10 protein-coding genes are annotated in these 15,045 nt (G+C 65.1%); 7 read left to right on the top strand and 3 right to left on the bottom strand.

Annotation, left to right across the window (positions count from 1 at the left end; all coding sequences use genetic code 11):
- Window positions 1-66: 66 nt before the first annotated feature.
- The 3 genes from EJ070_RS04885 to EJ070_RS04875 all read right to left on the bottom strand — a co-directional run bounded on the left by EJ070_RS04885 (window position 67) and on the right by EJ070_RS04875 (window position 6,031).
- Window positions 67-861: a TIGR02186 family protein gene (locus EJ070_RS04885; protein WP_126090305.1), complete on the bottom strand. Its 795-nt coding sequence runs from the start codon at window positions 859-861 to the stop codon at window positions 67-69.
- Window positions 861-1,784: a sulfite exporter TauE/SafE family protein gene (locus EJ070_RS04880; RefSeq protein WP_126090304.1), complete on the bottom strand. Its 924-nt coding sequence runs from the start codon at window positions 1,782-1,784 to the stop codon at window positions 861-863. The genes EJ070_RS04885 and EJ070_RS04880 overlap by 1 nt, the downstream gene beginning before the upstream one ends.
- 191 nt (window positions 1,785-1,975) lie before the next feature.
- Window positions 1,976-6,031, bottom strand: coding sequence for an SEL1-like repeat protein (locus tag EJ070_RS04875; protein WP_126090303.1), 4,056 nt, complete (start codon window positions 6,029-6,031; stop codon window positions 1,976-1,978).
- A 465-nt stretch (window positions 6,032-6,496) separates the two neighbouring features.
- Here EJ070_RS04875 and EJ070_RS04870 point away from each other — a divergent pair, with 465 nt between their 5' ends.
- The 7 genes from EJ070_RS04870 to EJ070_RS04840 all read left to right on the top strand — a co-directional run bounded on the left by EJ070_RS04870 (window position 6,497) and on the right by EJ070_RS04840 (window position 15,038).
- Window positions 6,497-6,958, top strand: coding sequence for a MerR family DNA-binding transcriptional regulator (locus EJ070_RS04870; protein WP_126095645.1), 462 nt, complete (start codon window positions 6,497-6,499; stop codon window positions 6,956-6,958).
- A gap of 235 nt (window positions 6,959-7,193) precedes the next feature.
- Window positions 7,194-8,990: an acyl-CoA dehydrogenase gene (locus EJ070_RS04865; protein ID WP_126090302.1), complete on the top strand. Its 1,797-nt coding sequence runs from the start codon at window positions 7,194-7,196 to the stop codon at window positions 8,988-8,990.
- Between the two features lie 115 nt (window positions 8,991-9,105).
- Complete coding sequence (locus tag EJ070_RS04860; RefSeq protein ID WP_126090301.1) at window positions 9,106-10,275, top strand: acyl-CoA dehydrogenase family protein; 1,170 nt, start codon at window positions 9,106-9,108, stop codon at window positions 10,273-10,275.
- A gap of 33 nt (window positions 10,276-10,308) precedes the next feature.
- Window positions 10,309-11,517, top strand: a complete 1,209-nt coding sequence (locus EJ070_RS04855; protein WP_126090300.1) for an acetyl-CoA C-acetyltransferase — start codon at window positions 10,309-10,311, stop codon at window positions 11,515-11,517.
- A gap of 15 nt (window positions 11,518-11,532) precedes the next feature.
- Window positions 11,533-13,752: a 3-hydroxyacyl-CoA dehydrogenase NAD-binding domain-containing protein gene (locus EJ070_RS04850; RefSeq protein WP_126090299.1), complete on the top strand. Its 2,220-nt coding sequence runs from the start codon at window positions 11,533-11,535 to the stop codon at window positions 13,750-13,752.
- Between the two features lie 9 nt (window positions 13,753-13,761).
- The gene (locus EJ070_RS04845; RefSeq protein ID WP_126090298.1) at window positions 13,762-14,304 is read left to right on the top strand and encodes a thioesterase family protein; all 543 of its coding nucleotides are present in this window, start codon (window positions 13,762-13,764) and stop codon (window positions 14,302-14,304) included.
- Window positions 14,305-14,399: 95 nt separating this feature from the next.
- Window positions 14,400-15,038 (top strand): helix-turn-helix transcriptional regulator, encoded by a 639-nt coding sequence (locus tag EJ070_RS04840; RefSeq protein ID WP_126090297.1) that lies wholly within the window; start codon window positions 14,400-14,402, stop codon window positions 15,036-15,038.
- Window positions 15,039-15,045: the final 7 nt, after the last annotated feature.

Below are 15,045 nucleotides of genomic sequence, written 5' to 3'. Positions count from 1 at the left end.
AAAACCGGGAAAAGGGGAACCCCTCTTTTCACGGGAAAAATGGTCTTCCCATTTTCCCTGGGAGCATCAATCCTTGCGGAAGACGAGCCGACCGAGCCAGCCGGTGAGCATGGCGAGCGACACCGCGAACACGCCGTAGAGGAAGGAATAGTCGTGCGCGACGCGGAAGATCGACTGTTCGAAACCGGACTTGCGGATTTCGAGCTGGGCGGAGCTTTCCTTCACGAACATGCCGCTCTTGAACAGGAAGGCGCGCGCCTTGTGCGTGCCGACCGGAATGTTGGGCGCGAGCCGCACGGTGGCGCGGAACAGGCTCTGCGACAGGAACTGCACGCCGCCGACATTCTCGCTGTAGAGGCCGGCTGCCGTCTTGCGCTCGCGCAGTGCCGCCGTGAATTCCTCGATCGTCGCCGGGCTGTCGGTCTCGTCGGCAGGCTTCATGTAGAGGTTCTGTGAACCCAACGAGAGCTGCTTGTACTTGGTCGGATCGGCAATGTCCTGCAAGGGCCGCGTCGTGGCGACCGAATAGGACACCGGCACATTCTCGAAGGTCTCCGATTCCAGGTTGATCCAGACGCCGAGCACTCTGTCCTTGCGGCGGACCACGACCGGCCGTGGCGGCCCCTCGAGCACGACGACGACGTCGTAACGCCCCTGCCGCGAAACCAGCGGGTCGGGATTTTCGAGCGATCCGAAGATGGTGAGGTCGGCGCCCGAGAAGCCGGCGGTGATCGATATGGCGTCGGTAGACAGGCCGATCTGGATGCCTTCGGCGGGCGGCGGCGTTTGTGCCGTCGCCGGCGACAGGGCGAGGAACAGCGAAAGCGAAATTGTTGCTGCGAACGCCCTCAACCCCGCCATCAGCTCAGGCCCGCGGCGGAGAGCGAGTAGGGATTGGGCGGGGTCGCGAAGAGGTCGATGGCAAGGCGGATGGCGACGGCCAGCACCAGCAGCGCCAAAAGCGCCCGCAGCTGCTCGCCGCGCAGCCTCTGGCCGGCCTTGGCGCCGTATTGCGCGCCGGCAACGCCGCCGGCCATCAGCAGGAAGGCGAGGATGACGTCGACGGTCTGGTTGGTCGTGGCATGCACCAGCGTGGTGTAGGCCGAAGTGAAGATGATCTGGAACAGCGAGGTGCCGATAACGACGTTGGTCGGCACCTTGAGCAGGTAGATCAGCGCCGGCACCATGATGAAGCCACCGCCGACGCCCATGATCGAGGACAGGAAGCCGATCGCCGCGCCGAGCCCAAGCACGGGGATGACGCTGACGAACAGCTTCGAGGCGCGGAAGCGCATCTTGAACGGCAGCCGGTGGATCCAGTTGTGCTGGCCGGATTTCTTCATCACGGGCGCTGCACCACTGCGCGCGGCGCGCAGCGCGTTGACACTCTCGACCAGCATCAGTCCGCCGACGGTGCCAAGCAGCGCGACATAGAGCAGCGAGATGAACAGGTCCAACTGGCCGAGCCGGCGCAGCAGCGCAAAGACGTAGATGCCGGCGGTCGAGCCGACGATGCCGCCGGCCAGCAGCACGCCGCCGAGCTTGAAGTCGAGCGTGCCGCGTTTGAAGTGCGACAGCGCGCCGGAGAAGGAGGAGGCGATGACCTGGTTGGCGCCGGTGGCCACCGCGATCGCCGGCGGGATGTTGTAGAAGATCAAGAGCGGCGTGATGAGGAAGCCGCCGCCCACCCCGAACATGCCCGACAGGAAACCCACCGCCGCGCCCATCGCCAGCAGCACGAAGACGTTGACGGAAATTTCCGCGATCGGGAGATAGATGCCCACCCGTCTGTCTCGATCAGTTTGCCTGTCGGCGAATGCCGCCGTCCCCAGCAGTTTCGCACCGAAAAGCCAATTTTTTCTTGCGCCGGCGCGGCGGCGGAGTCAAACCCCGCCGCCGCGTCGAAACAAAAACCATCTCAATCAGTTAACAGGCAAATCTGTGGCAAGGCGTCGTGTATGCGACGCATCTGCCGTTATTTGTGCGCCAGCAGCGCCTTGACGAGCGGTGCGTCGATTTCCCCGGTCGGCTTCATCTTGTTGTCGGTCTGGAAGGCCATGATGGCGCTCTTGGTCTTGCCGCCCATCACGCCATCGGCGCCGCCGGCCTCATAGCCGTTCTTGTTGAGGATCAGCTGGATGTTCTTCACCGCCTTCGTCATGTCGATGCCGGCGGTCGTCTGCGGCGTGTTGTCCTGCCACGATTCCGGAACATCGGCCGAGTTGGCGGCCGCGTTGAGCGGCTTTGCCTTCCACAGTTCCGTGGCGGCGCGGGCCCGCTCGAGCTGCTCGGGTCTGAGCGCATTGGCGATCTCGTCACGCTTGGCGGCGGCGTCCTTGTCGCCGGTCTTGGCGACGAGCGCGAACCACTTGTAGGACTCCTCCAGGTTCTGCTTCATGCCGACGCCCTTGGCCGAAAGGATGCCGAGATTGAACTGGCTGTCCTTGACGCCGAGGTCCGCCGCCTCCTGGAACCAGTGCGCCGCCGATTCATTGTCGGTCACGCCGTCTGCGGCCATGGCGAACAGCACCGCCAGATTGTGCATGGCGCTGGCGTTGCCCTGCTCGGCGGCAAGCTGGTAGTAGGTCTTGGCCTTCTTGACGTCGCGCGCGACGCCGATGCCCTTCTCATAGAAATTGCCGATGCGGTATTCGGCCGGCGCGAAGCCCAGTTCGGCCGACTTCTCGTACCATTTGGCGGCCGCCGCCATGTCTTCCTTCACACCGCGCGATTCCGCATAGCGCGAGCCGATCTCGAACAGCGCCTTGGCGTCGCCGCCCGCGGCTGCGTCGTGCAGCGCCACCGGGCCGATGTCGGCCGGGATGTCGATCTTGGCGGCCGAAATTGCGGTCTGGCTGGTGGCCGGCGGGACGGTGCCCGTGGTGTCGGCGGACGTGGTTGCCGGCGTGCTGGCCGAAGGCGTGCCGGTTGCCGGAGCGCTCGCCGCAGCCGGTGCGCTGGTCGTGGGCTGCGCATCCGTATCCGTGTCCATGGCCGGCGCGTTCGCGGCCGGGGCGACCGGCTCGGACGGCATGGTCGAAGCCATCGGCGCTGGCACAGGCTGGGCGGGCGCGGCAAGCGCCATCGGGGCAGGCGCCGGCTCGCCTAGCGCCGCGGCGGCAGGCATCTCGGGACCGGACGGCTGAGCGGCGGCCTGCGGCGCCGGATCGTCCTTCAAGGGCTCGGCCTGCCTGACGGCGCGGGCCGGTGCGCTCTCGGGCTTCGCGGCGTCCGTCTCGGTCTTCGGCGCGCCAGCGGCATTGAGCGAAGCGGTTTCGACCGACTGTGTGGAGACGACCGGCGCGACGTCGTTGCTGGCGACCGGCGCCGGGTCGGAGAAGAAGGCTTTGCCGAGCTGCAGGCCGGCCAGCGCCATCATGATCGCGGCCGCAGCCATCAGGATCGGCTTGCGTCGCGCCTTGAGCAGATCGCCGATCCTCAGCGCCTTCACCGGACCGGTCATCGTCGACTGCCGCTTCAGCGCGTCGGCTTCCGCGGCGGCGGCCTGCGCCGCGCGGCGGGCGGCCGCAATAAAATCGGATTTGGCGGCGTCGGTCTCGCTGCGCCTGGCCGGCTGGTTGCCGCGCTCGTCGCGCACACGTTTCATGATGGCATTGAGGTCCGGCGCGCCCGAGCCCGGCTCCAGCGGCCGGTTGGCCGCTTTGGGATCCAGCGGTTCGTCGATGTCAACCGTCGGAATGTCGCCAGCCGGCGCCGAACCGGCAAGCGGCGGCGTGTCCGCGTCCTTCTTGCCCTTGAAGGCGCGCGCCAGCCCGCTGAACATCGACTTCTTGCGACCGGTTTTCTCGGCCCTCTCGCCGATCGCGTCCGACCCAAGCGCGGCCATGGCGGCAGCGGCAGCGGCCTCGGCGGGCGTACGCGGGCCAGGCTCGTCGCGCGTAACAGGCTCGTCCCGCGTAACAGGCTCGTTGCGTAGGATGGAGGCGGTGCGCGCGTCGAGATCGGCGATGTCTCCGCTCAAGGGCAGCGGCTGGTCGATATCCATCGACGGTGCGTCCTGCACCGCGATCTTGCCGGCGCGGGCCCGCTTGCCGACGGGCTGCGGGTCGACGAGTTCGCTGACCGCTTCGCTGGGACCTTCGGCCTCCAGCGAGCCTAACCGGTCGACGATCTTGAGCAGCGTGTCGTGGATGGCCTCGAAGGTCCGTGAATTGCGCTCGTCCGAACGGCGGGTGAGCGCTTCGAGCGTCTTCAGGTCCTGTGCGAGCCCGCCCACGGCGACCGCATTGGAAGCGGCCGTGCTGGAGCTCGATTCGGCCAGCGACCTGACGGCGTTCTCCGCCGCCTCGCGCGCGACGCTGAGGATGGAATCGCGCGTGCCGGCCAGCGACTTCTCGATCTCGTTGAGGCGCGGGCTGATGTCCTCGAAGTCGGGCAGCGGCGCGCTTGGCCTGGAAAGATGCGCCGAAAGGGCGGTCACCTGCGATTCCAGGCTGCGGATCAGCGCCGGATCGATGCCGGCGACCTGCGCGGCAGACGATTCCAGCCGGCTGGAAATGTCTTCGAGCCGGCTTTCCAGGCCGCGGATCGCCATATCGTTGGCGGGATCTGGCGTGCGCGTCTCGATGCGCTTGGCAAGCGCGGTGAAGCGGGCGTCGATCGCCTCCATGATGCCGGTGCTGTCATCCTGCTGCATGCGCTGGTCGAGCCTGTCGGCGACTTCGTCCAGCCGCCGCTCGAGTTCGCGGAACAGCATGTTGCCCTGCTCGATCGCATCGCCCTGGCGGCGCTCCAGCAGCGTCGACAGCGCGTCGAAGCGCTGCTCCAGGCCCTGGAAGATATGGTCGGCGTCGGGCATCACCGGCGCCCGGTCTATTCTGTCGGTGATCAAAGCGATCTGCTTGCCGAGACGCTCCATCGCCTGCTCCGGCAGGTTGGTGCGGCCGGCGAGCTCGTCCACCCGGCTGGACAGAAGATTGAGGCGGTCGATGACCTCGGCGCCGGGCCGCGCCTGCGCGACTTCCTCGATCTGCTGCGCCAGCGAGGCCATGCGCTTCTCGATCCGCCCAAAGGTTTCGGGATCGAAGGCATTGGCTTGCGCCGCCACCGTCGAGGCGACGATGGCGCGCGAGATCTCGTCCAGCCGCTCGTCGATCATGGCGAGCGTCTCGCCGCCGCGCATGGTCTGCTGGCTGGCGAAGCGGTCGACCGCGCCGGCAAGCGTGCGCACCTTTTCCTCCAGCGAGCCGAGCGACAGCGATTGCGGCAGGTTGTTGACCGCGCTGCTGATCTGCTCCAGCCGGTCGGTGAGTGCCGAAAGGTTGGGCCCCTCGGCACGCTGGCGCTGGTCGGCGTCGACGCGATCCTCGAAGGCGCTCCAGCGGCGGTCGAAATCGTCCCAGCGGCGGTCGACGGCCCGCACGCTTTCCTCTCGCGCCAGCGTATCGAGCGCCGCCTTGACCTGCTCCAGCTCGAGCCGCAACAGGTTGACGCTGCGGTCGTCACTCTTTTCGGCGAGCGTGTGGATGGCGCCGGAGAGCCGCTCGAACTCGAGGCCGAGCTCGGCGCTGCTCTTGTCGGCGCGAGCGCCATGCTGACTCGCCGCCTGCATGGCGCGATCGATATCCTGGCGCAGCGCGTCGAATTCGCGCTGCAGGCCGGCGGTCATCTGATGGCGCAGTTCCTCGCGCAGGCCGCGCAATTCGACGGCGATCTTGCCCACCATCGCGACGCCGTCCTCCTGCCCGCGCACCCGGTCGATGTCGCGGGCAATGGCCTGATAGTTGGGGCCAAGGCCGGAGGGTGCCTGGTTTTGCGGTCCCCGATTTTTTTCGCTCTGCGTTGAGTAGGGGTCTTCGTACCAGCGAGACTGCCCATAAGGTTGCGCGGCGGCGTAGCGTGGCTCGGCGGCCGGCCGCCGCGGATCCGGGCGTTCGGGCGTGTCGGTGCGGGTCCGTTCCAACCGCTGCTCCAGCGTCTCAAGCGAGCGGTTCAGATCCTCCAGCGAGGTGTGTGGCCGGCGTTGTCTGCCGGCGTTGAGTGTATCGAGATAGGACCGCTTGCTGTTCATCGATGCGCCCGTGTTCAGAATGACCGGCCGCGGCCGGTTTCCCAAAGTCCTGCCGGGAACGAAGGCGGCCGCTCGGTTCTGCTGCGGAGGAAGACGGGCTTCCCGGGTTTTCACCCACGCCTCGAAAAACCGTGAAAAATTCGCTACAGGATAAACACGGATGACCGACATGCGCACATTTCGCCCAACGTGGTAAACAAGGCGTTAACCAAGCTTAAGAAGTCGGGCATAAATCCTGAGCCGCCTGGCCAGCCGGGCATCCGGGGTGCGGCATAAAGTTCCGTTCCGACAACGCCCTTGCGTCACCTGCCGGCTGTCGGTATAGAATTGACGTAAACGTAAAAGGTGCGAAGCCGTGCCTCTTGCGATTGATTTGTCGAAACCACGATTGGAAGCACGCCCCCGCTTCCACTCAGGCGACGCTTGGTCCGGGACCGCGACGCCATCAGGGGAAAGCCAGTGACCATGAAACTTGTTTCGCCCGGCGAAGCCGCGGCCAATAGCAATCACCTACCGGCCGAGGCCGGTGAGGAATTCGTCCGCATCGGCGAGATGGCCAAGAAATACGGCGTGACCTTGCGCACGCTCCGTTTCTACGAGGACAAGGGCCTCCTCAATCCGAAGCGCGACGGCTCCACCCGTCTTTACACGCGTCGCGACAAGGCTCGGCTGAAGCTGATCCTGCTCGGCCGCAAGGTCGGGTTCTCGCTGCGCGACGTCAAGCAGATGATGGACCTCTACGATCCGACCGGCTCCAACACCAAGCAGTTGCGGCTGGCGCTCGACAAGTCCGAGAAGCAGCTTGCCCGCCTGCAGAAGCAGCGGGCGTTGATCGAGGACGCCATCAACGAGCTGAGCAATTCGATGACGTCGGTGCGCCAGATGCTTGCCGAACGGGCCGCGCCACAGGCAAGCGCCGCCGGTTGATCATTTCGCGCCGCAACGGCGACTAGCCAAAAGCAATAGCCGCGCAGCCATGGCCGCGCGGCTTTTTTGTTGCCTTGCATGCGCCCGCTCACCAAAAATCTTCCGGCTGCGACAAGATTGACGTTTACGCAAACGTCAATTTTTGCTATCGGGGCGTCGACATTGGCTCGGCCTCCCATCCGGACCTGGATCGGGAACTTGCTGGCTGGCCAGGACCGCAAGGGTGGAGGAAGACATGACGATCTACAGGGCGCCCGTCCAGGACACGCTGTTCGTGCTCAACGACGTGCTCGGCTATCAGCGCTATTCCAATCTGCCAGGCTTCTCGGATGCTACGCCCGACGTGGTCGAGGCGATCCTTGCCGAAGGCGCGAAGCTTGCCGAGAACGTCATGCATCCGCTGAACCGCGTCGGCGACATGGAAGGCTGCGCGCGTCATGACGACGGCTCGGTAACGACGCCCAAGGGCTTCAAGGATGCCTTCGACCAGTATCGCGAGGGCGGCTGGATGGGGTTGGCCGCGCCCGCCGAGTTCGGCGGCCAGGGCCTGCCTTACACGGTCCACACCGCGGTCTCCGAATACATGGTCTCGGCCAACATGGCGCTGATGATGTATCCCGGCCTCACGCAGGGCGCTATCGCGGCTATCGTCACGCACGGCACCGACGAGCAGAAGGCCACCTGGCTGCCCAGGCTGATCGAGGGCGCTTGGACCGGCACCATGAACCTCACCGAGCCGCATTGCGGGACCGACCTCGGCCTGCTGCGCACCAAGGCGATGCCGAATGGCGACGGCACCTACAAGATTTCCGGTCAGAAGATCTTCATCTCCGCCGGCGAGCACGACATGGCGGACAACATCGTCCATCTGGTGCTGGCCCGTGCCGAGGGCGCGCCGGAAGGCGTCAAGGGCATCTCGCTGTTCATCGTGCCGAAATTCAAGCTCGATGCCTCGGGCAATCCCGGCGAGCGCAACACGCTCTCCTGCGGCTCGATCGAGGAGAAGATGGGCATCCACGGCAATTCGACCTGCGTCATGAATTATGACGAGGCCGAAGGCACGCTGCTCGGCGAGTTGAACGGCGGCCTGAAGGCCATGTTCACGATGATGAACGAAGCCCGGCTCGGTGTCGGCCTGCAGGGGCTTTCGGTCTCCGAGATCGCCTATCAGAACGCCGTCTCCTACGCCAAGGACCGTCTCCAGGGCCGGTCGCTGTCCGGCGCCAAGGCGCCTGACAAGAAGGCCGACCCGATCATCGTCCATCCCGATATCCGCCGCTCGCTGATGACCATGAAGGCGTTCAACGAGGGTGGCCGCGCGCTGGCGCTGTGGACGGCGATCAAGTCGGACGTTGCGCACCGCTCCGGCGACGACAAGGATCGCCAGGCGGCCGACGACTACACCGGTCTGATGACGCCGGTGGTCAAGGGCGTGCTGACCGACAAGGGCTTCGACCACGCCGTGATGGCGCAGCAGGTGTTCGGCGGCCATGGCTATATCGAAGAGCACGGCATGAGCCAGTTCGTGCGCGATGCCCGCATCGCCATGATCTATGAGGGCGCCAACGGCATCCAGGCGCTCGACCTCGTCGGCCGCAAGCTCGCGCTAAATGGCGGTCGCGCGGTGCAGGCCTTCTTCAAGGAGGTCGGCGAGTTCTGCGAGGAGAACCGGGCGGACGAGAAGATAGCGTCCTTCACCAAGGCGCTTAAGAAGGGCCTCAACGACCTGCAGGCGGCCACCATGTGGCTGCTGCAGAACGGCATGGCCAAGCCCGACAATGCTGGCGCCGCCTCGACCGACTACATGCATCTCTTCGGCCTGGTCGCGCTGGGCTATATGTGGGGCCAGATGGCCAAGGCTGCCCAAACCAAGCTCGCCGAAGGCGCCAATGGGGCAGCGTCGTTCTATGACGCCAAGCTGGTGACGGCGCGCTTCTTCATGGAGCGGATCATGCCGGAAACGGCGACGAGGCTTGCCCGCATCTCCAGTGGCGCCGACACGCTGATGGCGCTGCCGGCCGAAGCGTTCTAGAAATGCCCGGCGTCCCCTCCCCCTTGAGGGGAGGGTGGCCCGAAGGGCCTGGAGGGGTCTCCCGCGGTAGCGCGCCGACCCCGTCTCTGATGACATGCCTTGTGAGGAGAAGAGCATGACCAACCCCGCCGAAATTCTTGGCTTGCCGAAGCCCGCCTGGGCGGCGGACGAGGTCGGCATGCTCTACGACATGGCGGTCCGCTTCATGTCGGAGGAGATCGCGCCGCGCTACGACGAGTTCGAGAAGAACGAGATGTTCGACCGCGAGAGCTGGCTGAAGGCGGGTGCTGCCGGCCTGCTCTGCGCCTCGATGCCGGAGAAATACGGCGGCTCGGGCGGCACCTTCGCGCATGAGAGCGCCATAATCGAAGCGATCGGCCATGTTGGCGTCGACGGCTTCGGCATCGGCCTGCACAACTCGATCGTTGCCCCTTACATCCTGCATTACGGCTCCAAGGAGCAGAAACAGAAGTGGCTGCCGAAACTCGCGACCGGCGAGCTGATCGGCGCCATCGCGATGACCGAGCCCGGCGCCGGCTCGGACCTGCAGGGCGTCAAGACGCGCGCCGAGAAGGACGGCAACCACTACAAGATCAGCGGCTCCAAGACCTTCATCACCAATGGCCAGCTCGCCAATCTGATCATCGTCGTCACCAAGACCGATCCGGACAAGGGCGCCAAGGGCACCTCGCTGATCGTCGTCGAGACCGACGAGGTCGAAGGTTTTCAGCGCGGCCGCAACCTCGACAAAATAGGGTTGAAGGCCAACGACACGTCCGAGCTGTTCTTCAACCACGTGCGCGTGCCGACCTCAAACCTGCTTGGCCATGAGGAGGGCAAGGGCTTCGTCCAACTGATGCAGCAATTGCCGCAGGAGCGGCTGCAGATCGGCACCGGGGCGATCGCCATGGTCGAGCGGGCGCTGGCGATCACCATCGACTACGTCAAGGAGCGCAAGGCCTTCGGCAAGGCGATCATCGATTTCCAGAACACGCAGTTCAAGCTGGCCGAGCTCAAGACCGAAGCTACGATTGGCCGCGTCTTCTACAATGACTGCGTCGCGCGCCACATCGATGGCGGCCTCGATCCGGTCACGGCCTCGATGGCGAAGTACTGGCTCTCCGACCTGCAGGGCAAAGTCGTCGACGAATGCCTTCAACTGCATGGCGGCTATGGCTACATGAACGAATATCCGATCGCCCGCATGTACCGCGACGCCCGCGTCCAGCGCATCTACGGCGGCACCAACGAGATCATGAAATTGCTGATCGGCCGCTCCCTCTGAGCGCGGCGACCGGCAAACCCAAGGAGCACGAAAATGGCCGAAGCTTACGTCTATGACGCCGTGCGCACGCCGCGCGGCAGGGGCAAGAAGGATGGCTCGCTGCACGAGGTGCCGGCGGTGCGGCTCGCGGCGAAGACGCTTGAGGCGCTGCGCGACCGCAACGGGCTCGACACCGGCAATGTCGACGACATCATCTTCGGCTGCGTCGATCCGGTCGGCGAGGCCGGCTCGGTCATTCCGCGCGCCGCGGCCTTCGAGGCCGGCTACGACACCAAGGCACCGGGCATGCAGATCTCGCGCTTCTGCGCATCCGGTCTCGACGCCATCAATTTCGGCGCCGCCAAGATCGCGCAAGGGGCGGACGAGATCGTGATCGCCGGCGGCGTCGAATCCATGTCGCGTGTCGGCATGGGCATGTCCGGCGGCTCCTGGTTCATGGACCCGTCGGTCGGCCTGCCTGGCTGGTTCGTGCCGCAGGGCATCTCGGCCGACCTGATCGCCACGAAGTACGGTTTCAGCCGCGACGATGTCGACGCCTACGCCGTCGAGAGCCAGAAGCGCGCCGCCAAGGCCTGGGAAGAGGGCCGCTTCAAGAATTCGGTGATCTCGATCAAGGACCAGAACGGCCTCACCATCCTCGATCATGACGAGCACATGCGGCCTTCGACCGACATGCAGTCGCTCGCTTCGCTCAATCCGTCCTTCGTCATGCCAGGCGAGATGGGCGGCTTCGATGCGGTGGCCGTGCAGAAGCATCCGGAAGTCGAAGAGGTCAACCACGTCCACCATGCCGGCAATTCCTCGGGCATCGTCGACGGCGCCGCCGCCGTGCTGCTCGGCTCGAAGAAGGCCGGCAAGGCGATGGGGCTGAAGCCGCGCGCGCGCATCCGCGCTTTCGCCAATATCGGCTCCGAGCCGGTGCTGATGCTGACCGGTCCGGTCGACGTCACCGAGAAGCTCCTGAAGCGCGCCAAGATGAAGCTGTCGGACATCGACCTGTTCGAGCTCAACGAGGCCTTCGCTTCCGTTGTGCTGCGCTACATGCAGGCCTTCGACATTCCGCACGACCAGATCAACGTCAACGGCGGCGCGATCGCCATGGGCCATCCGCTCGGCGCCACCGGCGCGATGATCCTGGGCACCGTGCTGGACGAGTTGGAACGCCGCGACCTGAACACCGCATTGGTCACGCTCTGCATCGGCGCCGGCATGGGCACCGCCACCATCATCGAACGCGTCTGACGGGGAGAGAAGAAGATGAGCTACACCAATTTCACCCTCGACGTGGACGCCGACGGCATCGCGCTTATCACCTGGGACATGCCGGGCCGCTCGATGAACGTCTTCACCGAAGAAGCGATGCTCGAGCTCAATTCTATCGTCGACAAGGTTGCCGGTGACGCCGCCATCAAGGGCGCGGTGATCACTTCCGGCAAGGACAGCTTTTCCGGCGGCGCCGACATCACCATGCTGCAGAAGATGCTCGCCACCTTCGCCGTCGACAAGGAGAAGGACCTCGAGAAGGCGACCAAGGCGCTGTTCGACAATGCCGGCTATATGACCGGCCTGTTCCGCAAGATCGAGACCTGCGGCAAGCCGTGGGTGTCGGCGATCAACGGCACCTGCATGGGCGGCGCCTTCGAAATGTCGCTCGCCTGCCACGGCCGCGTCGCCGCCGATTCCGACAAGGTGAAGATGGCGCTCCCCGAGGTAAAGATCGGCATCTTCCCCGGCGCCGGCGGCACCCAGCGCGTGCCGCGGCTGACCGACCAGCAGCAGGCGCTGCAGATGCTGACCACCGGCCAGAATCTCACACCGCAGAAGGCGAAGTCGATGGGCCTGATCCATGAGATCGCTGAGCCGAAGAAGCTGATCGAGACCGCCAAGGTGATGATCAGGAACGGGCTGAAGCCGGTTGCGCCCTGGGACGAGAAGGGCTTCAAGCTGCCCGGCGGTCCGATCTATTCGGCCGCCGGCGCCAATCTCTGGCCGCCGGCCATCGCCATCTTGCGTCGCGAGACCTATGGCAATTATCCGGCCGCGGCCGCGATCCTGAAATGCGTCTATGAAGGCCTGCTGGTGCCCTTCGATACCGCGCTCAAGATCGAGCAGCGCTATTTCACCGAGATCATGCAGACCAAGGAAGCGGCGGCGATGATCCGCTCGCTGTTCGTGTCGCTGCAGGAACTGAACAAGGGCGCCCGCCGCCCGGCCGGCGTGCCCGATACCAAGTTCAAGAAGATCGGCATCCTCGGCGCCGGCTTCATGGGCGCCGGTATCGCCTATGTCACGGCCAAGGCCGGTATTCCGGTCGTGCTGCTCGACCGCGACATGGAGTCGGCCGAGAAGGGTAAGGCGCATTCCGACAGCCTGATGGCTGATCAGGTGAAGAAGGGGCGCGCCAAGCCGGAGGACAAGGACAAGCTGCTCTCGCTGATCACGCCGACGGCCGACTATGCCGACCTCGCCGGCTGCGATCTCGTCGTCGAGGCCGTCTTCGAGGATTCGGCGGTCAAGAAGCTCGCCACCGAGAAGGCGGAAGCGGTGCTGAAGTCCTCGGCGATCTTCGCCTCCAACACCTCGACCATCCCGATCACGTCGCTGGCGAAGAATTCGGCGCGTCCGAAGAATTTTGTCGGCATCCACTTCTTCTCGCCGGTCGACAAGATGATGCTTGTCGAGATCATCCTCGGCAAGAAGACCGGCGACAAGGCTTTGGCCGTCGCGATCGACTTCGTTCGCGCCATCAAGAAGACGCCGATCGTCGTCAACGACACACGCGGCTTCTACGTCAATCGCTGCGTGCTCCGCTACATGTCCGAAGCCTACAAGATGCTGATCGAAGGCGTCCCGGCGGCGATGATCGAGAACGCCGCCAAAGCCGCCGGCATGCCGGTCGGGCCGCTGGCGCTGACCGACGAGACGGCGATCGACCTCGCCCAAAAGATCATGAAGCAGACCATCAAGGATATCGGCGAGAAGGCCGTCGACCCGAAGCAGATGGCGCTGATCAACACCATGGTCGACACGCATGGCCGCTTCGGCCGCAAGAACGGCAAGGGTTTTTACGACTATCCCGCCAAGCCGGCGAAGAAGAAGCTGTGGCCGGGCCTCAAGGATCTCTATCCGCAGCTCAAGCCGGAAAAGGTCGACTATGAGGAGCTGAAAGAGCGGCTGCTGGTCACCATCGCCCTGGAAGCGGTGCGCGTGATGGAAGAAGGCATCGTCACCGATCCTCGGGAGGCCGATGTCGGTTCGATCCTCGCCTTCGGCTTCGCTCCCTTCACCGGCGGCGCGCTCTCCTATATCGACGGCATCGGCGCCAAGCGTTTCGTCAAGATCGCCAAGGGCCTGCAAAAGAAATACGGGGCCGAGTTCAAGGCGCCCAAGCTGCTCATCGACATGGCCGAGAAGGGCGAGACCTTCTACCAGCGCTTCGACCCTTATCAGAAGGGCGAGGTGAAGAAGGCAGCCTGACGTCCAGTCATGTATGTCTGGGGGCGCCTCGCGCGCATGATGGCCACGGCGTCCAGCCGTGGCCCTTACGTGGTCGGCGATCAGAGTCGGCTGGCCTTCCGTTGCCTGCCGACCGACATCGATTTCAACAGCCATCTCAACAATGCGCGCTATATGATGCTGGCCGACCTTGGCCGCATCGATGTCTTTCTTCGCGTCGGTCTGGTCGCGCTCGCGCGCCGCAACGGCTGGGCGCCGATGATCGGCGGCCTGCAGGTGACCTATGTGCGCGAGATCAGGCTGTGGCGACGCTTCGAGGTGGTGTCCTCGATCGAGACCTGGGAAGGCACTTCGGTGATCGGCAGGCACCGCTTCGTCCTCGACAATGGCGAGACGGCGGCGCTGATCTTGACCACCGGCGGCGTCTACGACCGGCGTGGCCGCCGCTTTCTCGGCATCGACGAGGTCGTGGCGGCACTTGGCCGTTCCGCGCAGCCGCGTCCGCCAACTGAAGCCGAGCGGGCGTTCATGGCCTCGCACCGGAATCTGCGCGAGCAGGCCAAGCGAGCCTGATTGTCGGCGATCCGACGCTTCGCCAGTGGACAATCAACCAGCCGCGCGCTAGACAGCGTTGAGGCATTTTTTCCTGTTTCAAAGGGAGAGCGAACTTGCTCTCACACGATCGCGTCTGGGCTGCAATCGACGCTCTTGCCGAGCGCTATTCGCTGTCCGCTTCAGGTCTCGCCAGACGCGCGGGTCTCGATTCGACCGCCTTCAACAAATCCAAACGCCTGTCCTCCGACGGCCGGCCGCGCTGGCCCTCGACCGAATCTCTGGCCAAGATCATCGAGGCCACCGGCGCCTCGCTGGATGAATTCACCGGGCTGGTCGAAGGTCGCAGCGGCTCCGCCGCGCCGCAGCGCACGGCCGTGCCGCTGCTTGGCTTTGCCCAGGCCGGTGCCGGCGGCTTCTTCGACGATGCCGGCTATCCCTCGGGGCAGGGCTGGGATCTGGTGGAGCTTCCGACGCGGGCGGCGGAAACATCCTATGCGCTGAAGGTCCAGGGCGATTCCATGCTGCCGCTCTACCGCAACGGCGACGTGCTGATCGTCGAGCCGGGGGCGCCCACGCGCAAGGGCGACCGCGTCGTCGTCAAGACCACCGCTGGCGAGGTCATGGCCAAGGTGCTCGATCGGCAGACCGCCAAGGCGATCGTGCTGGTCTCGCTCAATCCCGCTCACCCGGACCGCGACATCCCGATGCGCGATGTCGAATGGGTGGCGCGGATCGTCTGGGCCAGCCAGTAGGTCCGGG

This window comes from Mesorhizobium sp. M1E.F.Ca.ET.045.02.1.1 (assembly GCF_003952485.1).
Taxonomy (GTDB): Bacteria; Pseudomonadota; Alphaproteobacteria; order Rhizobiales; family Rhizobiaceae; genus Mesorhizobium.
The sequence above is the reverse complement of the archived record's forward strand: the minus strand, read 5'-3'. Positions and strand labels throughout refer to the sequence as shown.

Excerpts from the sequence above, each read along its gene's own strand:
- EJ070_RS04885 (WP_126090305.1), bottom strand. The coding sequence starts at position 861 with ATGGCGGGGTTGAGGGCGTTCGCAGCAACAATTTCGCTTTCGCTGTTC.
- EJ070_RS04875 (WP_126090303.1), bottom strand. The coding sequence starts at position 6,031 with ATGAACAGCAAGCGGTCCTATCTCGATACACTCAACGCCGGCAGACAA.
- EJ070_RS04870 (WP_126095645.1), top strand. The coding sequence starts at position 6,497 with ATGAAACTTGTTTCGCCCGGCGAAGCCGCGGCCAATAGCAATCACCTA.
- EJ070_RS04865 (WP_126090302.1), top strand. The coding sequence starts at position 7,194 with ATGACGATCTACAGGGCGCCCGTCCAGGACACGCTGTTCGTGCTCAAC.
- EJ070_RS04860 (WP_126090301.1), top strand. The coding sequence starts at position 9,106 with ATGACCAACCCCGCCGAAATTCTTGGCTTGCCGAAGCCCGCCTGGGCG.
- EJ070_RS04855 (WP_126090300.1), top strand. The coding sequence starts at position 10,309 with ATGGCCGAAGCTTACGTCTATGACGCCGTGCGCACGCCGCGCGGCAGG.
- EJ070_RS04850 (WP_126090299.1), top strand. The coding sequence starts at position 11,533 with ATGAGCTACACCAATTTCACCCTCGACGTGGACGCCGACGGCATCGCG.
- EJ070_RS04845 (WP_126090298.1), top strand. The coding sequence starts at position 13,762 with ATGTATGTCTGGGGGCGCCTCGCGCGCATGATGGCCACGGCGTCCAGC.